This is a genomic window from Vibrio sp. PSi01 (assembly GCF_054960695.1).
The window spans coordinates 1-24,043 of sequence record NZ_JBHNYN010000024.1 but is presented as its reverse complement, the minus strand read 5'-3'; the positions used below and the strand labels follow the sequence as shown (position 1 = coordinate 24,043).

The window sequence follows — 24,043 nt, the reverse complement described above, 5'->3', positions numbered from 1 at the left end:
GAAATCGAATCCTGATTTATCTCAAGGTGGCGCTCTTCATATACGGCATAATACGTCGTGAAAAAAAATTACAAAGAATCTTTCAGTGGTGATGCGGTCTGGTCATCATAGAAAAATATAAACTTTCGCCTAATCGGGGGTTCTATTCATCACTTAGGTGACGTCTAGAATAAAACCTACAGTAATATCGGGATAGATACCATGTTGAAAAATATCAACCCAACGCAAACACAAGCGTGGAAAGCTCTAACTGCACATTTTGAGTCTGCTCAAGATATGGATATGAAAGAACTATTTGCTCAAGATGCAAAGCGTTTCGAGAGCTTTTCTACTCGTTTCGGTTCGGACATCTTAGTGGATTACTCTAAGAACCTTATCGACGCTGAAACGATGCAGCACCTATTTGCTCTTGCAAATGAGACTGAAGTTAAGTCTGCAATTGAAGCTATGTTTAGCGGTGATGCAATCAACAAGACTGAAGGTCGTTCAGTACTTCACACTGCTCTACGTAATCGTAGCGATAAGCCAGTAATGGTTGATGGCAAAGACGTAATGCCAGCAGTTAATGCAGTACTAGCAAAAATGGAACTGTTCACACACCGTATCGTTTCTGGTGAGTGGAAAGGTTACACCGGTAAAGAGATCACTGATGTTGTCAACATCGGTATCGGCGGTTCAGACCTTGGTCCATACATGGTGACTGAAGCACTAACGCCATACAAAACGCGTCTAAACATGCACTTTGTTTCGAACGTAGATGGTACTCACATTGTTGAGACACTTAAGCCTCTGAATCCAGAAACAACGCTATTCTTAGTGGCATCTAAAACATTTACCACTCAAGAAACAATGACGAACGCGCACTCTGCACGTGATTGGTTCTTGGCTGAAGCAGGTGACAACGCGCACGTTGCTAAACACTTCGCTGCACTATCAACTAACGCAACTGCGGTCGCTGAGTTTGGTATTGATACTGACAACATGTTCGAATTCTGGGACTGGGTTGGTGGTCGTTACTCACTATGGTCTGCGATTGGTCTGTCTATCTCTCTTTCTATCGGCTTCGATAACTTCGTTGAGCTATTAGATGGTGCTCATGAGATGGATAACCACTTTGCTTCAACTGAATTTGAAAGCAACATTCCTGTTATCCTTGCGCTTATCGGCGTTTGGTACAATAACTTCCACGGCGCTGAGTCAGAAGCGATTCTACCTTACGATCAATATATGCACCGTTTTGCGGCTTACTTCCAACAAGGCAACATGGAATCGAATGGTAAATTTGTTGACCGTGACGGCAATCCAGTAGAATACCAAACTGGTCCTATCATCTGGGGTGAACCAGGTACAAACGGTCAGCACGCTTTCTACCAACTGATTCACCAAGGCACTAAGCTGATCCCATCAGACTTTATTGCTCCTGCTATCAGCCACAACCCAGCATCTGATCACCACCAGAAGTTGATGTCTAACTTCTTTGCTCAAACTGAAGCGCTTGCTTTCGGTAAGACAAAAGAGACAGTAGAAGCTGAATTCCTAGCGGCAGGCAAAACAGCAGAAGAAGCAGCTGAACTTGCGCCTTTCAAAGTGTTTGAAGGTAACCGTCCAACGAACTCAATTCTTGTTAAGCAAATCACTCCTCGCTCTTTAGGTAACCTAATCGCGATGTACGAGCACAAGATTTTCGTTCAAGGCGTAATCTGGAACATCTTCAGCTTCGACCAATGGGGTGTAGAGCTTGGTAAGCAACTAGCAAACCAAATTCTTCCAGAGCTTGCTGACGATGCTCAAGTAACCTCTCACGACAGCTCAACAAACGGTCTAATCAATGCATTTAAAGCGCTTAAAGCTTAAGACTGTTTAAGTAACACCAAGTAATAACTGTAAACGCCAACCTTTCGGTTGGCGTTTTTTATGTCCGTTGGTTTTACGGCAATAAAAAAGGCTGACGTATATACGTCAGCCTTTCGTTTTTTTATTTACTCGATTGTCTCTATTCGAAACAGATCTCGATGAAGGCATTACCCCATTGAGATGAGAAAGGCATGATGATGATTGCTCCTTCACATTTGTGACGGATAGTATGTCCTTTGCCTGAAACGACGATTGGCGTGGCCATATCGAAGTCAAAGCCGCTTTCTGCAAGAATACGTTTTGCACCGCCAGTCACCATGTTGGTGATTTCACCGACCATATCAGTGACTTCTTCGTTCAAGCCGTTTGGGCGTTCACCTAGCATGTTTTCCATGATTTCAAGAGCGAGACCCTCATCGAAGGTGATCGACATTGAACCACGAGATTGTGTACCCACCATGCCAATTAGGCCGGATACATCACCACGAGCGATCTCATCTTTCTTAACTCTTGGTTTTTGTGGCTTTAATTCTAGAGAAGCCATCGTTTTTAATACGTTCATCAAAGAAGCTAAAAACGGGTTTACAAATTCAGCGCGCATAATGTTCTTCTATAATCTTATTCTTTCATATCGGAGGAGCAAGTTTGGCAAATGCCATGCGATTCAATGACTTGATTTGTCAATTGGAAACCGTGCTTCTCAGCGTTACTAGCGAGTAGAGTAACAAGCGCATCGTCTTGCAGTTCTACCACTGTGCCACATTTATCGCAGATCAGTAGTTGAGAGAAATGTTTATGGGCATTGCAAGAACAGCAGCATATAAAGCTATTGGTTGACTCAACTCGGTGAATGAAACCTTGTTCCAGCAAGAAATCCAAAGCGCGATAAACAGTAGGTGGCTTGGCTTGCGGTTCACTGACTTTCAACTGCTCTAATAATTCATAAGCACTGGAGGCTTTTTTATTAGAGAAAATGAGCTCAAACACTCGCTTTCTCTGAGGCGTTAATCTAACTCCTCGCGATGCGCATATCCCTTCAACTTGCTCTATTAATGTGTGGTCCAAATTTTTCACCATTCAATCGGACATCCCTATTCAAACCCTATTTCTAGGTTACTACGTTTTGGGAGCCAATGATTTCTATTAAAGTCAGGTACAGAGCGTATTGTGACCTACGACTTTGAATAAGACAAGGTAACTCAAAATGACAGTGTGACTCAAGGCATAACTGATTAGTGAGGCTGAATTAGAGGTTTGGTGAATAGGTTTAAATAAAAAATGTGAGGTAAAGTTCATATAGCACAAACTGAGCATAGCATTTACAATAGCCGACCTTGCTTTTGCTGGGTATTCCAGCATATTTTTTTGACTCGCTACCAGGGTACTTTACCATGACACATTCATGTAGATTGTCTGTCGCTCCAATGCTCGATATGTGCAACTGCTGAACATAACATTATAAATCATAGCTTTAAGATTGAGTCGACACTCTGGGGGACATTTGAGGGATAAAAAACTCTCAAATTTGAAACAGCCAACCTCATCATACAGTAGGATCTTTTTAGGGGACAATTCTCTTTTAATCTTTTTATATTAGAGTAGCCTTATCCACATCACCCACATCACCCACATCACCCACATCACCTTTCAGCCAGTAGTGACGACAGCGTGAAGTGCAGTTGCAAATAAAAATTTGTGCACTTAGAAAAAAAATGTACGCTTAAATAAAACTATGAGCGACAACCATTTTATATTTACGAAACGACTTCTCGTTGCGTGTGAATTTCATAAATTTGAAAACTTTAAAGTCATGACATGGGAAGCTGTCATCGAGCAATGCATAGAGAAAGGCTACCTAGATCAGCAAGATATACGACAAAAAAGTAAAGAATTTCAGTTTCTAGAAAGGGTTTTTAATAGAGACTTCCCTGCGATGATTCTAGCTGCACCGACTATAAAGCCATTGAGAGATATTGACGACTTCTCTCGGTTGAAAAAAGAGTCTCAAGAGTTGGCTGAGTCAATAGTGCAAGACGCAGCTCAAGTGTTGATGGGTAAGCAAATTGAACTACCATTTTAAATGGTAGAGTTGGGGTCGCAGGGTCTCCCCGCAAGATGGCAAACAGGACGAAGCAACTTGTTGCTAGGTTTGCCTATCTTGACTGCTGCATGTTTAGAGTAAGGTTTTGAAACCATTGACTTTATTTGTATCATTACAATAAAGAGATGCTAAAAAACTGGACAGTCATAACAGAGTCAGCAAAGTGTGTGCTTTCTAGAGAGAGATATCTGAACGACGTAAAGCACAAGAACCACCGCAATACAGAAGCAATTTTGAATCTATATGGCAGCGAGGACACATCGCTGAACATGATAAGAAATTGCGACAAATACTCTCTTCGTCAAGCGCACAAACGCAAAGGCGGCCGCCCACCCAAGGCTGCGATTGAACTCGTTTTTACTCTCCCCAAAGGCATTCGCCCCAACAGCCAAGAATGGCGTAAGATACTCAACATCATTATGCGCAACCTTGCCTGCTCTCTTGATGTCACTGGCAGGGACTTAGCTCAGATCACGAGAGCGGTAGTACATCAACAGGATCAATCTCAGGAGATAAGAGGTTCTGGAGATCATTTACACCTCTTATTGGGAAAGTTCACTAATGATCTAGTTTACTTACGAGATCTGCAAAGAAAGTCCACCACGAGACTCGTTAAGCAAGCTTTCAATACAGCGATACTTGAGGTGATGAAGATTGATCATCGAAGTTATTCACCCAAGAAAAGTTATCTTGGTCAGGCGAAGAGGCGAGCACCACAGTGGCAAGTTAAAGCCGCTCGCCGTAATCAAGAAATTGACGATAAAGCGAATGAAACAACGCAGCGATTAATGAAGCTGATGAGTCAGGCAACTAAGTGGTTAGAAGCATTCAAGTCAGAAGACTCTAGGCAAATGAATCGACAATACAACCGTATGAAAAAAGAACTTAACTTGGTCGATACCCTAGGTGCCTCTGTGGAAGATAAAGAGTTGTCGATAATGTTAAAAACACTGTTAGAGCAAGTCGATAGCAAGAGAAGTGGCAACGGTGAAAGCGAGCTGAAAAAAAGTTTGCGTCGTCTTTTTTAAATTTCTACAGTTAAGAAAAATGATGATAAAACTCATACATTTTCCCTATTGCTACCACCAAGCAATTGTTGAAAGAGCTGAAAAGAATCTACGACAGCGATACAAAGAAAACGACTTATTATTTGAATATGCGTCATTCATCATGATGGTCACCCCTCTGCTAGAAAGCTTAGGCATCAAAGCCGAAGGGGACTTAAACTCTGGCTGTAGCGATGTCAGTGCTAAAAGAGTCGCTGCCTTAGTTGCTGAAATACTTTGGAATGATATAAGGGCGAATAATTTTCGTTATCTCTCCCCCCGATTAGATCACATCAATCTTTGATTTTTCAGATATAATCAGCACAATTTTTCATATTCAATGTGCTGATTATAATGACTAACAACAACTTCTCTTCAACAGCCGCATTCCTTTGGTCGGTAGCCGATCTCCTGCGTGGTGACTTCAAACAATCTCAATACGGTCGCATCATCCTACCGTTCACACTACTAAGACGCCTAGAGTGTGTACTAGAAGAAACCAAGCCAGAAGTGATTGCTAAGTTTGAAGCCGTAAAAGCAATGCCAGTAGAAGCGCAAGAAAAGCTCCTGACGCACACAGCAAAGCTAAGCTTCTACAACACCTCAAAGATGGACTTAAACCGCCTTGGTGAAACAGGTGTGGCAAGCAACCTAGAGAGTTACATTCAGTCATTCAGCCCTAACGCTCGTGAAATCTTTGAGCACTTCGACTTCTTCAATACCATCGACAAGCTTGAAGAAGCAGACCTACTTTACAAAGTCGCTAAGCAGTTCGCTAAAACAGACCTACACCCAAACACCATCAGCAACTACGGCATGGGTTTAGTGTTTGAAGAGCTAATCAGACGCTTTGCAGAAAGCTCAAACGAAACAGCGGGTGAACACTTTACGCCAAGAGACATCGTTCGCCTGACCACATCACTGGTATTTAGCGATGATGATGAAGTGCTCACCCAATCAGGCTTAGTGCGCTCTATCTATGACCCAACGGCGGGTACAGGTGGCTTCCTATCTTCTGGTATGGAGTATGTGCACGAACTAAACGAAAAGGCATCACTGTCGGCATTTGGTCAAGAACTTAACCCTGAGTCTTACGCTATCTGTAAAGCAGATATGCTTATCAAAGGGCAGAAAGTCGACAACATTAAACTAGGTAACACCCTATCGAACGACCAACTGCGCACCGAGAAGTTTGACTACATGCTGTCTAACCCGCCATTCGGTGTAGATTGGAAGAAGATTCAAAAGCACATAAACGATGAACACAAAGAGAAAGGTTTTGAGGGACGCTTTGGCGCGGGTCTACCTCGTGTCTCTGATGGCTCACTGCTGTTTTTGATGCACCTTGTTAGCAAAATGCGTCCACAGCATGAGGGTGGCTCTCGTATTGGCATCATCCTGAACGGCTCGCCACTATTTACAGGTGGTGCGGGTAGTGGTGAGAGTGAGATTCGTCGCTACATCCTAGAGAACGACCTACTTGAAGCGATTGTCGCTCTACCTACTGATATGTTCTACAACACGGGTATCGCTACCTATGTATGGATTCTATCAAGCCATAAGCCAGAGCACCGTAAAGGCAAGGTTCAGCTAATCAACGCATCGAAAGAGCGTGCAAAAGCTGGTGGTCGAGGTCGCAGCGGTGGTGCTGAAATTGAGGGTAATGACGAATACGTATTCTACTCAGCAATGCGTAAGTCACTTGGCAGTAAGCGTAAAGAGCTAACCGAAGAGAGTATCGAGACTATCGTAAAAACCTACGGTCAATTTGCTGAAAACGGTTTTAGTAAGCTATTTGACTACAAAGAGTTCGGCTACCGTAGAATAACGGTTGAACGTCCTCTGCAACTGGCTATCTATCCAAAAGATGAAGTTCGCCTAGAAACACTGCAAGCCGATAAAGCATGGGCGAAGCTAGATGAAGCACTACAACAAGCAGTTCTTGAAGCGCTAGCCTCTTTTGATGAAGAAAAGCTCCTGTCTCGTGACATATTCAACAACACCCTAAAAGCAAAACTAGCACCAGAGAAACTAAGCGCAGCACAGCTAAAACTTATCGTGAAACACCTTGGTGAACACGATGATGCCGCAGAAGTATGTAAGACCAAAGGCAAGGTAGAAGCCAACCCAGACCTGCGTGATAACGAAAACGTACCACTAACCGAAACCGTTGAAGATTACTTTGCTCGCGAAGTGTTGCCACATGTTCCAGACGCTTGGATTGACGAAAGTAAGACCGATGATAAAGATGGTGAAGTGGGTATTGTCGGCTATGAGATCCCATTTAGCCGCCACTTCTATGTTTACGAATCACCGAGAGCATTAGAAGCGATTGATGCGGATTTGGATGCGGTATCGGCTGATATTATGCAGTTGCTTCAAGAGGTGCATTCGTAATGACTGGGCGTTATAAAGCGTATTCTGAGTACAAAGATTCAGGTGTCGAATGGGTTGGTGATATTCCTAGTGATTGGTCGATGTGGAAACTATCACATGCTTTTAATGAAATTGGATCAGGAACAACGCCACCAACAAGTAATGAAGAATGGTTCAAAGGTGACATTCCGTGGATTACTACAGGGGAACTTCGAGAGAAAGTAATTACAGATACCAAAAAGAAGCTGTCTGAAGATACTTTAAAATCCTTTCCCACACTAAGGAAATACCCAGTAGGCTCTATAGCTATTGCCATGTATGGTGCAACGATTGGTCGACTAGGCATCTTTGGTGTAGAAGCGACAACAAACCAAGCTTGCTGTGTAATGACTGCTTCTAAGCAATTAGAAAACAAATACCTTTTCTATTGGTTATGGGCATTCAAAGAGGAGATCATTCAGCTGTCCTCTGGAGGTGGTCAACCAAATATTAATCAAGAGAAAGTTGCATCATTAAAAGTTTCTGCACCAGTAAAAAGCGAACAACAAAAAATCGCCAACTTCCTCGATCACGAAACAGCCAAGATCGACACCTTAATCACCAAGCAAGAAAAGCTGATTGAGCTGTTAAAAGAAAAGCGCCAAGCGGTAATTTCTCACGCTGTAACCAAAGGACTTAATCCACAAGCACCTATGAAAGATTCTGGTGTGGAATGGTTGGGTGAAGTGCCAGAGCATTGGGTTGTTTCCCCTATCAAGCATTTCATAAGTGACCGAAAAGGGGCTGTAAAAGTAGGTCCTTTTGGTAGCCACTTGAAAAATACGGATATGTTGGGTGAAGATGTAAAGGTAATAGCTCAAAAAAACGTAATATCAAAAGATATTAGAGTGGGAGAAGCATTTATATCTTGGGAAAAGTACGAAGAATTAAAAGCTTTCACTATAGAAAAGGGCGACTTGCTTATCACTACTCGAGGCACACTTGGACGTACCTTTATTTACGATACCGATACATTGGGTATTCTGCATCCTTGTCTAATCCGTTTGCAGTGTAATGAAAACAAGATTATGCCTGATCTGTTAGCTTTGATTATTGAACGCAGTGGGTACGCTATGGAGCAGATTCTTGTTTCAAGTAATTCCACCACGATAGAAGTTATCTACTCAGAGTCATTGATAAATACAATCATTACGTTACCAGCATCTTTGTCTGAACAGTGTGAACTATTTGATTATATAGAAAATCAAGATGCTAAATTTTCAAACCTTATTACTAGCGCAGAGCGCTCTATCGAGCTAATGAAAGAACGCAAAACAGCCCTTATATTAGCAGCAGTAACAGGCAAGATTGACGTGCGTCACTTCACCTTGAAAGACGGGGAGGTTAACTAATGTCAGATGCAGCACAGGAAAAGGTATTTCAAAACGACATCCTTGACCAAATGCAGTCTCACGGTTGGCTGGTGGGTGAGTCAAACAAGTACAACAAAGAGCTAGCTCTATATACTGAAGATGTCATTGCCTTTGCTAAGCAATCTCAACCTGAGCAATGGGATAAGCTAGCAAAGCATTACCCAGAGACAGACCGCAATCCAACCGCTACAGCAGACGCACTATTAAAGTCATTAGAGCGAGAACTAAAAAGCAAAGGCACGCTTTGGGTTCTGCGTAACCAAGTGAAAGATCGTGGGGCGAAGTTTAGCCTTTGTAGCTTTAAGCCAGATCACGACCTAAACCCAGATGCCACCGCTCGCTATGAGCAAAATATTTTGCGTGTTGTACCTGAGCTGGTGTACTCACCGCATACAACTCCAGAGTTTAAGGGAGAGAAGGTTGCTAAAAGGTACAGAATTGATTTAACGCTATTCGTTAATGGTATTCCTGTTGCTACCTGTGAGCTGAAATCTGAATTTAAGCAGTCGATTGATAATGCCAAAGTTCAGTACATGAAAGACAGGCAGCCAAAAGACCCAGCAACCAATAAGCCAGAGCCGCTACTAACCTTTAAGCGTGGCGCATTGGTTCACTTTGCAGTTAGCCAGTACAACGTAGCAATGACGACTCGCCTCAATGGTAAGAGTACATTCTTCCTACCGTTTGACCAAGGTACAGCCGATGGTGGTGCGGGTAATGAACAGCCAGAGAATGAAAGTGAATACGCTACCGCTTACCTTTGGAATGAGATCTTCCAGAAAGACAATCTATTACTGATTCTTGGTCGCTACATTCACCTCGAAGTGAAAGAAGAAGAGCAACTAGACGGCTCAATCAAAACCAAAGAAACCATGATCTTCCCTCGTTATCACCAGTGGGCGGTAGTATCAAAGTTACTGAGCACGGTCGATATGGAGGGAACAGGCAATAAGTATCTAATTCAACATAGTGCTGGCTCAGGTAAATCTAACTCGATTGCTTGGCTATCCCACCAACTCGCATCCAAACACTACTACACCGATCACCCAGAGCTAAGTAAGCAAACAGGCGATAAGGTGTTTGACTCGGTGATTGTTATCACTGACCGAACGGTACTGGATAGCCAACTGCAAGACACCATCTATCAGTTCGACCATAACGAGGGCATGATTGCTCGTGTAAATCGAGAGGAAGCACAAGGCAGCAAGTCTAGCCAACTAGCAGGCGAGCTAAAGGCAGGTACCTCGATCATTATCGTGACCATTCAAACGTTCCCTCATGTGCTTGAAGCAATCCGCAGAGACTCAACACTTGCGGGACGTAGCTATGCGGTGATTGCCGATGAAGCGCACTCAAGCCAAACAGGTACTACTGCTCGCAAGCTTCGTGAAGTTCTTATGGCTGAGCAATTAGAGGGTGATGAAGAACTAGATAGTGAAGATATGCTGCGTTTGTCACTTGAAGCTCGTAAAGGCTCAAACAAGATCAGTTACTTTGCGTTCACAGCAACACCAAAAGGTAAAACGCTAGAGCTATTTGGTCGCCCTGAAGATCCAGACGCACCACTAAGCGACGATAACAAGCCATTGCCTTTCCACGTCTATTCGATGCGCCAAGCGATTGAAGAGGGCTTCATTCTAGATGTTCTGCAAAACTACACCAGTTATCGAGTTGCCTACCAATTAGCACACGACAATCCAGCGTCAGACCAAGAGGTAGACAGCAAGAAAGCCGCAACCAAGATGGCGAAGTGGGTTCGTTTGCACCCACACAATATCGCTCAGAAAGTAGAAACTATCATCGAGCACTTCAATAGCAAGATTAAGCACTTGTTAGGTGGTGAGGCAAAAGCGATGGTTGTCACCAGTAGCCGTTTAGAAGCGGTGCGCTACAAGCTTGCCTTTGAAAAGTATGTCGAGAGTAAAGGCTATGAGAACGTGAATGCGATGGTAGCGTTCTCTGGTGAGGTGAATGACCCAGATTTACCTGAAGAGCAGTTCACAGAAAAGACCATGAACCCTAAGCTCAATGGTCGTGACATGCGTAAAGCATTTGATACCGCTGACTATCAAGTAATGTTGGTGGCAAACAAGTTTCAGACGGGTTTTGACCAACCTAAACTAGTGGCAATGTATGTTGATAAACCACTAAAAGGCGTTGAATGTATCCAGACACTTTCACGCCTAAACCGAACTTGTAAGGGCAAAGATAAGACATTCGTTCTCGATTTTGTGAACGACCCAGAAGAGATCTTGAATGAGTTTAAGGTTTACTTCCAAACCGCTGAGCTAGCTGGCGTATCTGATCCAAACATTGTTTATGACCTAATGAACAAGCTTGCGGAAACGGGCATCTACCAGTGGTTCGAGGTTGAGTCTTTCATTGAAGCCTACAACAGTAAACAAACGAACCAAGCAAAACTTGCTAACCTTTGTAAGCCAGCTGTTGATCGCTTTACGATCCGCTACAAAGAAGCCACGCAAGTTCTTCAATCGGCACAAGCTGAGCTGTCAAAAGCCAAGATTGAGAAGAACGACAAAGCGATTAAGTATTGCGAGAACAGTGTTAAGAATGCCAAAGAGGCACGAGACATTCTTGAGGTATTTAAGAAAGACCTAATCTCGTTCTACCGTTACTACGAGTTCACCTCACAGATCGTAGACTTCGATGACTTTGAGTTAGAGAAGCTAAGTGTATTCGCGAAGCACTTACACCCATTACTTCGCCTAGATGTTGTCGAGGACGATGTCGACCTCTCAGATGTTGTCATGACGCATTACCGCTTGCATGAACAGCGTGAAGCAGACTTGCAATTAGGTTACAAAGTCGGTGAAGAGCAAAAACATTACCTTGCTCCAACCAAAGAGGGTTCAGGCGCAACACCAAAAGACCCGAAAACCGAGCTACTCAACGAAATCATCGAACGCATGAATGATTTGTTTATCGAAGATGGGCTATCAGAGAACGATATGCTCAACTACGCAAACACCATCATGTGCAAGGTTGCCGAGAATGAAGTAGCAATGGATCAGGTGAAGAACAACACCAAAGAACAAGCGATGTTAGGTCAGTTCCCTGAAGCCATTCAAACCGCAATCATTGAGAGTATGGAAACGCATAACGATATGGCAATGAAAGCACTATCCGAGGAGTTGGTTTCTAAGGGTATTGCTAGCTTGGTGTTTGATATGTTGGTGCGTGGTGGGGCAAAGCAATAGAGTTCAACCTCGTTTTTTGATGCTGTAAACGTAGTTTGCAGATCAAGGGGCGAGGCTCTGCGAATGCAGAATTGTACTTAATACCATCAAGATGTGGAATGTGTGGGTGATGTGGATATACCTACTGTTTACTTTGATTTAGTTCATTCATAGACCGCACTATACCAGTGCGGTTTTTTTTGAGATAAGCAAAAAAATTTGCATTGCCACTCAATAAGATTCATGTTTAAGAAAAATGATTCTTATGAAAGAAAAGAATGATGTTTTAACCCTAGCAGAAGTACAAAACAAAGTTGAGTTTTCTTGGGGAACTCCTCAACCAATCCCTGAAGATGAAGAGCGATTTGACTTAAAAAGTGTGAAGCCTCTTCACCCGCAAATGTTGCCCAAAGCGCTGAGAGCTTATTGCTACAGTGCAGCGTATTCACTTAACAATACCGCGCCTGACTTTTTAGCTGTCACTTTAATTTCAAGTTTGAGTATTGTCCTCGGTGGCAACGTGGAGGTGCAGCCGAAACAAAATGATAGTTGGTCGCTCAATCCAATATTTTTCTCGATGATTGTTGGCTATGCCTCAGACATGAAAAGCCCTGCGCTCAATGCTGGCGTCAGATTTTTGCAAGAGCTCCAGAAAAACGCACTTGAAGAAGACAATAAGCTCAAGAACATCCTTTACGCCTCCAATAAAAGGCGTTATGAAAAAGAGTATAAGCAGTTGATATCCGAACTCGATGCAGCCACGGAGCAGGAGGATGATCTGCTAGCCATGGAGTTAGCAGGGCGCTTATCTAACTTGATTGAGCCTGAGGCTCCACTCGCTAGAGAACTTGTTTGCAATGACACTACGATGGAAGCGGCTTGTCAGTTATTAGAAACTAATCCAAGCGGAGTCCTCTGCGTAAGAGATGAGCTGAGTGGGTGGTTCGACTCACTAAGAAAAAATGGGCGAGAGGAAGAGAGAGCATTTTACCTTACTGCACATGATGCCTCGAATAGTGAATATAAACAAAATCGAGTGACGAGAAAAAATATCGTACTGAAACGATTATGTATGTCTGTCGTTGGCGGTATCCAACCCAAAATGCTCCGAAGAGAGGTTATTGAGAAGCTCAAAGGTGTCAAAGACGACGGGTTACTCGAACGATTTTTGCAGATGGGTGTCATGCCTGATATCCACGACATTAAAGCTACAGATACAAAAATTGATGGCGACCTCACCAAAGCTGTGATGAAATTTTTTGAGTTATTTAGCCAGTTCGATACACCGCTTGAACCAGTGACATTCACCTTTAGTCCCGAAGCTCAAAAACGTTGGGATACTTGGAATAAACAAGCTGTAAAAAGGCAGCTATCAGCGACAGAATCGCTTCAATCGTTCTATGGAAAAAGACCTGCCCACTGCGCCAAGTTAGCCCTAGTATTCCACCTTGTCGATCAAGCTACAGAGCAGTTACGTGAGACGTCATTTAAGCCGAACCTGCGCATATCTAAGCGTGCCCTGTTGCAGGCTATCAGTTGGAGCAGTTATCTAGAGCTGCATGCACAACGTATTATTGCGTTATCAAACTCTAAAATCATCAGTTACGACTCTGCGAAGAAGCTGGAGTCTAAACTAAGACACTTATACCCACATTTCACCGCTCAAGACATTGCGTGGGCAAAATGGAAAGATCTGAAAGACAAATATGAACGTGCTGATGCAATTCAAATGCTAGAAAAACTGGGTTATATCATTGAAGACCAGATCCCCTCGAAAAATGACGGTCGACTCGTCAAAGGTTATCGTGTACACCCTTGTTATATTGATTGATGCTTGCTAGCGGTGCTCAATCAACCGTTTAAAAAGTAGCCATCATTCGCTGAACTTGAACTGAGTGGTGGCACTTGAGGTGCATTAGACTTAACTTGAGCTCTACCTAGTAGACAGTTCGATCAACCGTAAGTAGTGCCCATAGAGAATTTTTGTACTCTGATTACCTGTTATTTTTCCAATCTCTTCCAGACTTTTCCCAGCTTTGTACATGGTTGTGACTGCATGGGCTTTTAAGTCTCTGAATTGGTAGTCTTCGATTCCTGCTTTTCTTACAGCCTTACGGAACGCAGCGCTGATGCTACTCCCAATATAAGGGAATATTCGCGGGTCATCATCCGCCTTCCTTTGTATTTGCCTTTCAATTAGATGAACCTGTGATTCAGTTAGCTGTAATACTGAAGTTGGCTTTCGGCACGTTGGGCTTTTTCTGTTTCGTATGGTTAGGGTCTGTTTATCTCTGTTGTAGTCATCCCAAGATACTTTTGTTATCTCTCCTTGTCTTGAACCTATTTCACTAGAGAGCTCAACAATGTCATCCAAAGGAAGTGCTGTATTTTCCGCTTTCACGAATTTCATTAGTCGTTTCATCTCTTCGCTTTTTAAAAGGCGTTCCCTTGGTATGCTTTGTGCTATGACTTTGCGTTGACGAAGGACGTCACATGCATCTTTGAAAACCTCAGCATCGAATTTTAAAGTAAATATGGTTTTTGCTTGCTTGAGAGCAGACTTCAAATTTGAAAAATCTACGCTGATAGTTGCAGGTGAGATAGCTGGGTTTCTTGTTTGCCTTTCTTCAGCGTGTTCAATTAAGTGGCTCGGCATGAGATAGGCGAGCTCAATGTTGGCAATAGAAAACCCCTTTAACATCTTTAGATTTGAAATGACCTTTTGGCTTGTTGTTTTCAAAAATGTCTGATCAGACATTAGCTTATCTAAAGCGCATCCTACGGTAACTTTTTTGTTGCGCTTTAGATAAACTAATCCCTTGTAGCCTTCTTTTTTTTCAATTTGCTTCGCCTCTTCTAGCCATCGTGTTGCTCCTTGTCTTGAATCAAATGTTCTGCAAACTTCAATTAATTTTTTTCCAAAGAGGTACTTTCTAATACGAGCCTTATATCTTAACTCATCTTTTCTTCTTACTACTTCAATCATTGTTGCCATGTCGCCTTTACTTATGTGTGTGACTTTATCTGTGGCTCAATCTATAATTGGGGCAGGTGCCAGCGCAAATAATCCGAATGATTTTAGTAAATTAGGTGATTTGGTGTACCAAAGTTGAGATAAGATGTTTTAGTGCCAAGAAAGCGAGGGCACATTCCTCCTCGCTTCATTGGCGCAGAGTTAGCGGTTATGCATGGCTTCTACCCCTAATCTAAGATAGATATTGTTAAGAACATTGATGTCTCGATGTCCTGTGATCTTACTTATTTGAACTACATCTAATCCTCTTTCAAATAGCCTACAAGCAGCTTCGGCACGTAAGTCGTGATACCTAAGGTCATGAATACCATTAGCTTTAGCGACTCTTTGCCAAGCTGCGGTGATTGACCTCGATTCAACCGGAAAAATTAGATCATTGACTCGTGGTTGTCGCAAGATTATTTCTTTAGTTTTCTCGTCTAAAGGGATTGTGGTGTTGTTCCCTATCTTGTTACGAGGGTTCTTTCTATTTCGTACAATAAGAGTTGCTGAGGAGCTATTGAAGTCATCCCAACGTAGCTTCGTGATTTCGCTTACTCTCATGCATGTGTTAATAGATACATGAAAAATATCTACTAAAGGTATGTGTGAAGCATGATGTTGCTGCCTTTGAAGTAAACCCTCCTCCATAATTCTTAGCTCTTCAGGGGTTGGACGTCGATCCCTTTGGTTCGATCTACCAATTAACCCGTAATTAACCAACGATGCTATAGCCTCGTGGTGAGCCTGCGTATTCGCTTTATATCCAAACATGGCATTAGCTACATCAAGAACGCTTTTCAGGTAGGTAATATCATGATAAATGGTTTGAGGTTGAGGGCAGGACTCTTCAGCTTGTCTCATTTTGCAGTGTTTGATGAGGTCATAAGCTTGTATTTCATGGGAGTACAGCAGTGCTAACGGGTATGTTCGCAACCGACTCAATACAGCATGTTTTGAGCGACCAATAGTTGGTGCTATAACGGGGTCATTCAGATAAAGCGTTATGAGGTCACCGATCGTTATGGGCTTAGACTTTGCGCTACCATCAGGAATGCCGTTTGTCTCTAGGTTCTCAAGTGTCTCTGTTGCCCACTTTTTTGCGTCAGTGCGTTTATCAAACGTCTTTGACTCTTCATACAGCTTCTTCCCTTTGCGGGTGAGTCGGATACGAGCTTTATATTTTGTTCCCGTTTTTCTCTTGATTGTTTCTATTGTAGATGTCGCCATTGTAAACCTCTTTTATTGATTGAAAGAGGCTGTTTCTAGTGTGAGTTTTGTCACGAAATGTCAGTGTGTGTATAATCCACCGCATTTCGTTTTTATTGTCCCTCAAATTGTCCCCTAAAATGTCCCTTGGGGGACAAATGGGGGTGTTTGAGTGTTTCAACCTTGCAACAGTTAATTGAACGGTGTCTTTTTAAGTTGTTGCTTTATAAGGAATAATTTCAATGTATCAATCAAATAGATTTTCTGTTGCACCCATGCTCGATTGGACTGACCGCCACTGTCGTTACTTTCACCGTTTGCTTTCTCAGCAGACTCTTCTGTACACGGAAATGGTAACAACAGGCGCGATCTTACATGGTAAGGGCGACTTTCTAGAATACAACGAGCAAGAACATCCTCTTGCACTTCAACTCGGCGGTTCAAACCCGGTTGATCTTGCTGCTTGTGCCAAACTTGCTGGTGAGCGTGGTTACGATGAAGTAAACCTAAATGTAGGTTGTCCTTCAGATCGAGTTCAGAATGGTCGCTTTGGTGCGTGCTTAATGGCTGAACCTGAGCTGGTGGCAGATTGTGTGTCTGCGATGAAAGAAGTCACTGATATTCCAATTACCGTGAAAACACGTATTGGTATCGACGACCAAGACTCTTATGAGTTTTTAACTAAGTTTGTTTCGACGGTTTCTGAAAAAGGCGGCTGTGAGCAATTTACTATTCATGCTCGTAAAGCATGGTTGAGTGGTCTTAGCCCGAAAGAGAACCGAGAGATTCCACCGCTAGATTACGATCGTGCATACCAAATCAAGAAAGACTTCTCTGATCTTGTGATTGCAGTGAATGGTGGCGTTACTACTCTGGAGCAAACTAAAGAGCACTTGCAACATCTTGATGGTGTGATGATCGGCCGTGAGGCTTACCATAGCCCGTTTATCTTGGCTGAAGTCGATCAGCAGATCTTTGGTTTAGACACGCCGATCAAGAAGCGCTCACAAGTGGTTGAAGAAATGTACCCGTACATTGAACGTGAGCTTTCAAATGGTGCAAGCTTAGGACACATCTCTCGTCATATGCTTGGTTTGTTCCAAAGTATGCCGGGCGCAAGACAATGGCGCCGCTACATCAGTGAAAACGCACATAAGAAAGGTGCAGGTATCGAAGTGATGCAGACAGCATTGGCTAAGATCCCTAAAGAGCTAAACGTATAACCTCCCTCGAGGTGAAAAGTTCGAGCTTAAAAGCCCAAGCTGAAAACCAAGCTTAAAAAGTAAAGGTTAAAAAGTTAAGCTTAAAAACCTAAGGCTAAATTCGCCACTAGAGGCTAAATTTGCCATTGATAGTTTCTTTAAAAGCCACGCATTTAGATGTGTGGCTTTTTATTTGTCTGATAAGTAAGAGTTTTATTGATTTCACTAACTTGGTATGGAAGCTGCAATGTTAGATAGTAGGAAAGATAGGTCATTAACTCATTAGGGAGACCATTATGTTTGAATTAATCTTTGTTCTTATTTTCGTCGCAACTCTACTTGTCACTGGTATCACGTTTATGACGGTATTGGCTGCAACCGGAATCGCGTTAGCCGTTATGTTGGTCTTAGGTATGATGGGGGTTGTGTTTAAGTTGCTGCCTTGGTTAATTGTGATTGCATTGGGTATCTGGTTTTTCAAAAACTTTGTACACAGTTCTAACCAAAGACGTTACTAAGGTCATGGTGTCGTCAAATCTTTGATCGTCATCGGTTTATCGTTTGAGAATTTAAGATGTGTGATAGAATTTTCCCCAATAATCTATGAATGTGCATACAATTAGCACAACGATATGGAATTGGAGCTATCTCAAATGAATAAAATGCCATTAATTGCTTTAGTGGGAATGCTATCTTTAAGTTCGGCAGTGTCTGCTGAAGAAGAGTTTTCTTACACGGCTAAAGTCGGTGCCGATATGTGGTGGGGAAGTACAAAGCTAAACGAAGTTAGACAGAGCGATGATTCTAATTCTCCTTCGTTGTATTTCGCATTTGAGCATAATGCCCCAATGCTACCAAACGCTAGTTTTCGCTACACCTCTGTTGATGCGGATTCATTGGCCTTCGATAAGTACGATTACACCTTCTATTACACATTGTTAGATCATAAGCTAATGAACTTTGACGCGGGTGTGACATTTACTCAGTACTCGAACTCTAACTATATTGAACCAAAAGCTACTGATGCAAAAACATCAACCTTTGATGAGTTTACTTGGAGTTTCTACGGCAACGCAGAGATCAATGTTCCTGATACCAATTTCGATATCATTGGTACGATGGAGTTCGGTGATAGCAGTGGCATCAAGAGTACTGACTTGATGGCGGGTGTTCAGTACCGAATTCCTGTATCAGAATCTGAGATTGCCTTGCGTGGTGGTTACCGTGTTATCGATCTAGACTCGGATGAGTTTTTTAGCTCTGAACTAGGCAAGAGCTTTGTTATGGTTGACGGTTGGTTCGCAGGCGCTGAAGTGCGTTTTTAGGCTACTAAAGCTAATTTTAAAGAGCATCTAAAACGAATTTTAGGAACGCCACTTTGTTAAGTGGCGTTTTTTATATCTATTGGTTATATATCTTTCTGGAATTAGTTAGCACATTCGTCACTTTCGACCATCCTTACTACAGAGTTCTAATTAGCGTCTATTCTTATAAGGTCTATGTTGTGAGGTCAAAGCAAGGGATGGTGTATGACACTCAATGAATTAAGAAATTTATATAGAGAAAACTTGTTAGTTGAAGCGATCATAGAGCCCTCAATTCAAGAAGGGTCTTGGGTTGTGGAGTTTCGCCATATGGGAGGTGGCTTTGTTCTGCTCACTGATGTCCATGGTGAAGAGTGCCATTATGCAGATTTAGATCTGGCTTCTAAGTCGGCAATGGCGGTTGGCTTTCAGCAAGTGCGGATTGAAAATCAGTAAGTCAATTTATGGTTCAATCGGTTTTTACTTCCAAAAAGTTATAAAACATACTTTTCTATTCTTTCTTGTTATTAAAAGTAGTGGTTAATCTATCGTCACGCAATGATTAGGGATGTCGTGACCATGTCTTTAAATAAGAAAGAGTCTTCACAAAATAATAATGCACAGTCTGGGGCTAATGAGCTACCTGGGCTAGCAGCACCACTTAATGACCAACAATTGGGTCATCTTCAACAATCGGTTTCTGAGTTATCTTCGCAACAACTGGCTTGGGTCAGTGGTTATCTTTGGGGTGTGAGTCAAGCTCAGCCTGTAGGTGCAGCCGCGCCAATCGCTCAAGCCGCCGCTGCAGTAGCCGCTAAACCTGCGGGTAAGTTAAGTATTATCTTCGCTTCTCAAACGGGTAATGCTAAAGGTGTTGCTGAATCGCTTGAGGCAGAAGCAAAGGCTTTAGGTATTGCTGTCGAGCTTTTTGACGCAAGTGACTATAAGGGCAAGAACTTAGCCAAAGAGACACACGTCATTTTCGTTGCTTCAACCAATGGCGAAGGCGAAGCCCCAGATAACGCTATTGAGTTACACGAGTTTCTACAATCGAAGAAAGCGCCGAAATTATCAAACCTACAATACGGTGTTATTGGTTTAGGTGATTCAAGTTATGAGTTCTTCTGCCAAACCGCGAAAGATTTCGATAACTTCTTAGCTAAGCTTGGTGCTAAATCGTTTGTTGATCGTCTTGATTGCGATGTTGATTACGAAGCATCGGCAACAGAGTGGCGTGCTAAAGCATTAGAGCAAGTAAAAGAGACACTATCGACAGGCACTGAAGCCGATGTCGTTCAGTTACCAGTTGGTCAAGTGGCCGCGGGTCATTCGCAATACACCAAACAAAACCCATACACAGCCACATTACTGACGAGTCAAAAGATCACGGGTCGCGACTCTGGTAAAGATGTTCGTCATATCGAGATTGATCTTGATGAGTCAGGTATTACTTATCAACCTGGTGATGCGTTAGGTGTATGGTTTGAAAACAGTTCAGAACTTGCCAATCAGATCCTTTCTAAGGTTGGGTTATCTGGTATCGAAAGTGTCGATGTAGATGGTCAAAACTTATCTCTCCATAGTGCTCTAGTGAGTAAATTCGAGATTACGTCATCAAACCCTCAATTTGTGACTAAGTTTGCCGAGTTATCTGGCAGCAAAAAGTTAATCAAGCTGGTGGAAGATAAAGACAAGCTTCGTGAATATGCGGGTAATACTCAAATTGTCGATGTTTTAGCTGAAAAGAAAACCAAGCTATCAGCTGATGAGCTAATCGGTCTTCTACGTAAGTTAACGCCACGTCTTTATTCTATTGCATCAAGTCAAGCTGAAGTAGATGAAGAAGTTCACTTGACGGTTGGTCTGGTTGAATACCAAAAAGGTGATGAATCTCGTTTAGGTGGAGCGTCAAGTTTCTTAGCTCAACGCCTAGAAGAAGGTGGTGAAGTTAAGGTGTTTGTAGAGAACAACAATAACTTCAAACTGCCACAAGACGACAATACACCAATCATCATGGTTGGTCCTGGCACTGGTATTGCTCCATTCCGTAGTTTCGTTCAAGAGCGTGAAAACAATGACGCTCAAGGTAAGAGCTGGCTGTTCTTTGGTGACCGAACCTTTACTCAAGATTTCTTATATCAAGTTGAATGGCAGAAGTACCTTAAGTCTGGTGCGCTAACCAAGCTTGATGTGGCATTTAGTCGTGACCAAAAAGAAAAGGTTTATGTTCAAGATCGATTAATTGAACAGGCAGAGCAGGTTTGGCAATGGCTTCAAGAAGGCGCGTACTTCTATGTATGTGGCGATGCGACTCGAATGGCAAAAGATGTCCATGAAGCGTTAGTTACGATAGCGGAAAAATATGGCAATCAGAGCCGCGAACAAGCTGAACAATATATTAATGATTTACGTAAAGCGAAACGTTACCAAAGGGATGTGTACTAATGAGCAAGCAAGTAATAGAGCAAGAAGTGCTAGGTCAAGTACTGGGACCTTTGGCTGACAACGAGCGTTTAAAGCGTGAAAGTAAAAATCTTCGCGGTACGATTGAACAAGATCTTCAAGATAGAATTACGGGTGGCTTTACTGCTGATAACTTTCAGTTGATCCGCTTCCACGGTATGTATCAGCAAGATGATCGTGATATTCGTAACGAGCGTGCAAAGCAAAAACTAGAACCTTTGCATAATGTAATGCTACGTGCTCGTATGCCAGGTGGCATTATTACTCCTAAACAGTGGTTGGCGATTGATAAGTTTGCAGATGAAAGTACCTCTTATGGTTCTATCCGTCTTACAACCCGTCAAACTTTCCAGTTTCATGGTGTGTTGAAGCCGAACATTAAGTTAATGCACCAAACCCTAAACAATATCGGTATTGATTCGATTGCGACAGCGGGTGACGTAAACCGAAATGTTTTGTGTACGACAAACCCGGTTGAATCTGAGCTCCACCAAGAAGCTTATGAGTGGGCAAAAAAAATCAGTGAACATCTATTACCTAAGACTCGTGCTTACGCAGAAATTTGGTTAGATGGTGAAAAGCTAGCAACAACGGACGAAGAACCTATCTTAGGTAGCAACTACTTACCACGTAAGTTCAAGACGACGGTTGTAATTCCTCCACAGAATGACGTAGATGTTCATGCTAACGATCTTAACTTCATCGCGATTGCTAAAGACGGAAAGCTGGTGGGCTTCAACGTCTTAGTTGGCGGTGGTCTTGCAATGACGCACGGCGATACTTCTACTTACGCGCGCAAAGCTGACGATTTTGGTTTTGTGCCATTAGATAAAACGTTAGATGTAGCAGCGGCGGTGGTAACGACTCAGCGTGACTGGGGTAACCGTTCGAACCGTAAGAACGCAAAGACCAAATACACACTAGACCGTGTTGGTATTGATGTATTCAAAGCAGAAGTAGAAAAACGTGCAGGCGTTGAGTTTTCTGAAAGCCGTCCTTATGAGTTTACTGGCCGTGGCGATCGTATCGGTTGGGCGGAAGGCATTGATGGTAAGCACCACTTAGCGTTATTCATCGAAAATGGTCGTTTACTTGATTTCCCTGGGAAAGCGCTGAAAACAGGTGTTGCTGAAATAGCGAAGATCCACAAAGGTGACTTCCGCATGACAGCGAACCAAAATCTCATTGTTGCAGGTGTGCCTAAGAGCCAAAAGGCAAAAATTGAAAAGCTGGCACGTCAATACGGTTTGATGGATGATGCCGTTTCCGAGCAGCGTAAAAACTCAATGGCCTGTGTGGCATTCCCAACATGTCCTTTAGCAATGGCAGAAGCTGAGCGTTTTCTTCCTGAGTTTGTAACGGATGTTGAAGACATTCTAAAGAAGCATGGATTACCAGAGGAAGATAATATCATCCTTCGTATCACGGGTTGTCCAAACGGTTGTGGTCGTGCAATGTTGGCTGAGCTGGGGTTAGTCGGTAAGGCTCCGGGGCGTTACAACATGCACTTAGGTGGCAACAAAGCCGGAACTCGTATCCCGAAGATGTATAAAGAGAACATCACTTCAGCTCAGATCTTAGAAGAGATTGATTCGCTGGTGGGACGTTGGGCTACGGAACGTAACGACAATGAAGGGTTCGGTGATTTTACAATCCGAGCTGGCATCATCGAAGAGGTGATAATTTCAAAGAGGGATCTGCATGCATAATTCTGTCACTTCAAAACTGAAGTTAGCAGAGCTACTCGCATTGACTAAGACGGAGCAAATACTTCGTCTTGGACAAATTAATGTTGAGTTAGAACAGCTAACGGCATTAGAAAGAGTTAAGTGGGCTTTAGACAATTTAGAAGGGACACATGTGGTGTCTTCTAGTTTTGGAATCCAAGCGGCTTTGATGTTGCATTTAGTTACTCAGGCGAAACCAGATATTCCGGTTATTCTGACGGATACTGGATATTTGTTCCCTGAAACATATCGATTTATAGATGAGTTAAGTAAGAAGTTGACTCTGAACCTTCAAGTATTTCGCGCACAACAGAGCCCTAATTGGCAAGAAGCGCAATATGGCAAACTTTGGGAACAAGGAATAGAAGGGATAGAAAAGTACAACAAGCTTAATAAAGTTGAACCGATGAGAAGAGCGCTGGATGAGCTTGAGGCTGGAACATGGTTTTCTGGTTTAAGAAGAGAGCAATCTCAATCGCGCGCGAACCTACCAATTTTATCCATCCAAAATGGTGTGTTTAAATTCTTACCGGTAATCGATTGGACGAATAAAGATGTTCACTATTACTTAGAAGAGCATAGTCTCAGTTATCACCCGCTTCGAGATCAGGGTTACCTTTCTATTGGTGATACACACACAACTAAGAAATGGGAACCGGGCATGACTGAAGAGGAAACCCGTTTCAATGGATTAAAACGAGAATGTGGCCTTCATGAGGATGATGGAGAGCAATATGGCTCTGGGATTTAAACTCATTGCTATTCGAAAAGCTGCCATAAGGCAGCTTTTTTAGTTTCTAGGAGATGAAATTAGAACAATTGTGGATAAGTCTGTGGTTATTATGTAGTTAGTTTGTAGTTAAAGTTGCAAAAATAAGGGTTTGGGTGTTTATTCGTCATGTAATCGTTATTTTTGCATTTTTCTTTAATAAACACTTGCCAATGTGAGGAACATCTCTATAATGCCGCCTCACTGACACGGTAGACGCCATAAGGCTTCAACGAAGAATGTTAGTAAGGCTACTAGCTTTGAGTGATTATTTACTCCTACTTTTAAAAAAGTAGAAATTAATTTTCAAAAGTGTTTGACACTGAGAATTAAATAGCTAGAATGGCCGCCTCTTCCGAAGTGATGCAAA

At 42.7% G+C, this 24,043-nt stretch carries 18 protein-coding genes; 14 read left to right on the top strand and 4 right to left on the bottom strand.

What is annotated here, in order from left to right:
* The first annotated feature begins 201 nt into the window (after positions 1–201).
* Entirely contained in the window at positions 202–1,854 is a 1,653-nt protein-coding gene (gene pgi / locus ACFI6G_RS20550) for a glucose-6-phosphate isomerase (RefSeq protein WP_016787894.1), read from the top strand.
* Positions 1,855–1,993: 139 nt separating this feature from the next.
* On the opposite strand, the gene ACFI6G_RS20545 is transcribed toward pgi, so the two are convergent.
* Together ACFI6G_RS20545 and zur are read right to left on the bottom strand one after the other, a co-directional pair.
* Positions 1,994–2,455, bottom strand: a complete 462-nt coding sequence (locus ACFI6G_RS20545; RefSeq protein WP_009847897.1) for a chemotaxis protein CheX — start codon at positions 2,453–2,455, stop codon at positions 1,994–1,996.
* A 17-nt stretch (positions 2,456–2,472) separates the two neighbouring features.
* Positions 2,473–2,931, bottom strand: a complete 459-nt coding sequence (gene zur, locus ACFI6G_RS20540; RefSeq protein ID WP_010434215.1) for a zinc uptake transcriptional repressor Zur — start codon at positions 2,929–2,931, stop codon at positions 2,473–2,475.
* A 733-nt stretch (positions 2,932–3,664) separates the two neighbouring features.
* Between zur and ACFI6G_RS20535 the strand changes: the two genes are divergently transcribed.
* The 6 genes from ACFI6G_RS20535 to ACFI6G_RS20510 all read left to right on the top strand — a co-directional run bounded on the left by ACFI6G_RS20535 (position 3,665) and on the right by ACFI6G_RS20510 (position 13,817).
* A complete protein-coding gene (locus tag ACFI6G_RS20535; RefSeq protein WP_152549209.1) occupies positions 3,665–3,934 on the top strand; it encodes a hypothetical protein in 270 nt (89 codons plus the stop codon).
* A gap of 290 nt (positions 3,935–4,224) precedes the next feature.
* On the top strand, positions 4,225–4,983 hold the full coding sequence (locus ACFI6G_RS20530) for a hypothetical protein (protein ID WP_462710454.1): 759 nt from the start codon (positions 4,225–4,227) through the stop codon (positions 4,981–4,983).
* A 372-nt stretch (positions 4,984–5,355) separates the two neighbouring features.
* Positions 5,356–7,398, top strand: a complete 2,043-nt coding sequence (locus ACFI6G_RS20525) for a type I restriction-modification system subunit M (RefSeq protein ID WP_462710453.1) — start codon at positions 5,356–5,358, stop codon at positions 7,396–7,398.
* A complete protein-coding gene (locus ACFI6G_RS20520) occupies positions 7,398–8,768 on the top strand; it encodes a restriction endonuclease subunit S (protein WP_462710452.1) in 1,371 nt (456 codons plus the stop codon). The genes ACFI6G_RS20525 and ACFI6G_RS20520 overlap by 1 nt, the downstream gene beginning before the upstream one ends.
* Complete coding sequence (locus ACFI6G_RS20515) at positions 8,768–12,007, top strand: type I restriction endonuclease subunit R (RefSeq protein WP_462710451.1); 3,240 nt, start codon at positions 8,768–8,770, stop codon at positions 12,005–12,007. Before ACFI6G_RS20520 ends, ACFI6G_RS20515 begins: the two co-directional genes overlap by 1 nt.
* Positions 12,008–12,251: 244 nt before the next feature.
* On the top strand, positions 12,252–13,817 hold the full coding sequence (locus ACFI6G_RS20510; protein WP_462710450.1) for a DUF3987 domain-containing protein: 1,566 nt from the start codon (positions 12,252–12,254) through the stop codon (positions 13,815–13,817).
* A 102-nt stretch (positions 13,818–13,919) separates the two neighbouring features.
* On the opposite strand, the gene ACFI6G_RS20505 is transcribed toward ACFI6G_RS20510, so the two are convergent.
* The gene (locus tag ACFI6G_RS20505) at positions 13,920–14,981 is read right to left on the bottom strand and encodes a tyrosine-type recombinase/integrase (RefSeq protein WP_462710449.1); all 1,062 of its coding nucleotides are present in this window, start codon (positions 14,979–14,981) and stop codon (positions 13,920–13,922) included.
* 180 nt (positions 14,982–15,161) lie between these two features.
* Complete coding sequence (locus ACFI6G_RS20500) at positions 15,162–16,229, bottom strand: tyrosine-type recombinase/integrase (RefSeq protein ID WP_462710448.1); 1,068 nt, start codon at positions 16,227–16,229, stop codon at positions 15,162–15,164.
* 221 nt (positions 16,230–16,450) lie between these two features.
* Here ACFI6G_RS20500 and dusA point away from each other — a divergent pair, with 221 nt between their 5' ends.
* The 7 genes from dusA to ACFI6G_RS20465 all read left to right on the top strand — a co-directional run bounded on the left by dusA (position 16,451) and on the right by ACFI6G_RS20465 (position 23,655).
* On the top strand, positions 16,451–17,431 hold the full coding sequence (dusA, locus tag ACFI6G_RS20495) for a tRNA dihydrouridine(20/20a) synthase DusA (protein ID WP_462710447.1): 981 nt from the start codon (positions 16,451–16,453) through the stop codon (positions 17,429–17,431).
* Between the two features lie 275 nt (positions 17,432–17,706).
* A complete protein-coding gene (gene pspG / locus ACFI6G_RS20490) occupies positions 17,707–17,928 on the top strand; it encodes an envelope stress response protein PspG (protein WP_010434219.1) in 222 nt (73 codons plus the stop codon).
* Between the two features lie 135 nt (positions 17,929–18,063).
* The gene (locus ACFI6G_RS20485; protein ID WP_010434222.1) at positions 18,064–18,735 is read left to right on the top strand and encodes a TIGR04219 family outer membrane beta-barrel protein; all 672 of its coding nucleotides are present in this window, start codon (positions 18,064–18,066) and stop codon (positions 18,733–18,735) included.
* A 204-nt stretch (positions 18,736–18,939) separates the two neighbouring features.
* Entirely contained in the window at positions 18,940–19,170 is a 231-nt protein-coding gene (locus tag ACFI6G_RS20480; protein WP_004735813.1) for a hypothetical protein, read from the top strand.
* Between the two features lie 123 nt (positions 19,171–19,293).
* A complete protein-coding gene (locus tag ACFI6G_RS20475; RefSeq protein ID WP_016794666.1) occupies positions 19,294–21,159 on the top strand; it encodes an assimilatory sulfite reductase (NADPH) flavoprotein subunit in 1,866 nt (621 codons plus the stop codon).
* Positions 21,159–22,886, top strand: coding sequence for an assimilatory sulfite reductase (NADPH) hemoprotein subunit (gene cysI / locus ACFI6G_RS20470; RefSeq protein ID WP_016796224.1), 1,728 nt, complete (start codon positions 21,159–21,161; stop codon positions 22,884–22,886). Before ACFI6G_RS20475 ends, cysI begins: the two co-directional genes overlap by 1 nt.
* Positions 22,879–23,655 carry a phosphoadenylyl-sulfate reductase gene (locus tag ACFI6G_RS20465; RefSeq protein ID WP_016799327.1) on the top strand — a complete coding sequence of 259 codons (777 nt, stop codon included), beginning with the start codon at positions 22,879–22,881 and terminating at the stop codon, positions 23,653–23,655. Before cysI ends, ACFI6G_RS20465 begins: the two co-directional genes overlap by 8 nt.
* Positions 23,656–24,043: the final 388 nt, after the last annotated feature.

Coding starts and splice junctions, on each gene's coding strand:
- ACFI6G_RS20520 (WP_462710452.1), top strand. CDS start 7,398: ATGACTGGGCGTTATAAAGCGTATTCTGAGTACAAAGATTCAGGTGTC.
- pspG (WP_010434219.1), top strand. CDS start 17,707: ATGTTTGAATTAATCTTTGTTCTTATTTTCGTCGCAACTCTACTTGTC.
- ACFI6G_RS20480 (WP_004735813.1), top strand. CDS start 18,940: ATGACACTCAATGAATTAAGAAATTTATATAGAGAAAACTTGTTAGTT.
- ACFI6G_RS20510 (WP_462710450.1), top strand. CDS start 12,252: ATGAAAGAAAAGAATGATGTTTTAACCCTAGCAGAAGTACAAAACAAA.
- ACFI6G_RS20545 (WP_009847897.1), bottom strand. CDS start 2,455: ATGCGCGCTGAATTTGTAAACCCGTTTTTAGCTTCTTTGATGAACGTA.
- ACFI6G_RS20475 (WP_016794666.1), top strand. CDS start 19,294: ATGTCTTTAAATAAGAAAGAGTCTTCACAAAATAATAATGCACAGTCT.
- zur (WP_010434215.1), bottom strand. CDS start 2,931: ATGGTGAAAAATTTGGACCACACATTAATAGAGCAAGTTGAAGGGATA.
- ACFI6G_RS20525 (WP_462710453.1), top strand. CDS start 5,356: ATGACTAACAACAACTTCTCTTCAACAGCCGCATTCCTTTGGTCGGTA.
- pgi (WP_016787894.1), top strand. CDS start 202: ATGTTGAAAAATATCAACCCAACGCAAACACAAGCGTGGAAAGCTCTA.
- ACFI6G_RS20500 (WP_462710448.1), bottom strand. CDS start 16,229: ATGGCGACATCTACAATAGAAACAATCAAGAGAAAAACGGGAACAAAA.
- ACFI6G_RS20485 (WP_010434222.1), top strand. CDS start 18,064: ATGAATAAAATGCCATTAATTGCTTTAGTGGGAATGCTATCTTTAAGT.
- ACFI6G_RS20505 (WP_462710449.1), bottom strand. CDS start 14,981: ATGGCAACAATGATTGAAGTAGTAAGAAGAAAAGATGAGTTAAGATAT.
- cysI (WP_016796224.1), top strand. CDS start 21,159: ATGAGCAAGCAAGTAATAGAGCAAGAAGTGCTAGGTCAAGTACTGGGA.
- ACFI6G_RS20465 (WP_016799327.1), top strand. CDS start 22,879: ATGCATAATTCTGTCACTTCAAAACTGAAGTTAGCAGAGCTACTCGCA.
- ACFI6G_RS20515 (WP_462710451.1), top strand. CDS start 8,768: ATGTCAGATGCAGCACAGGAAAAGGTATTTCAAAACGACATCCTTGAC.
- ACFI6G_RS20530 (WP_462710454.1), top strand. CDS start 4,225: ATGATAAGAAATTGCGACAAATACTCTCTTCGTCAAGCGCACAAACGC.
- ACFI6G_RS20535 (WP_152549209.1), top strand. CDS start 3,665: ATGACATGGGAAGCTGTCATCGAGCAATGCATAGAGAAAGGCTACCTA.
- dusA (WP_462710447.1), top strand. CDS start 16,451: ATGTATCAATCAAATAGATTTTCTGTTGCACCCATGCTCGATTGGACT.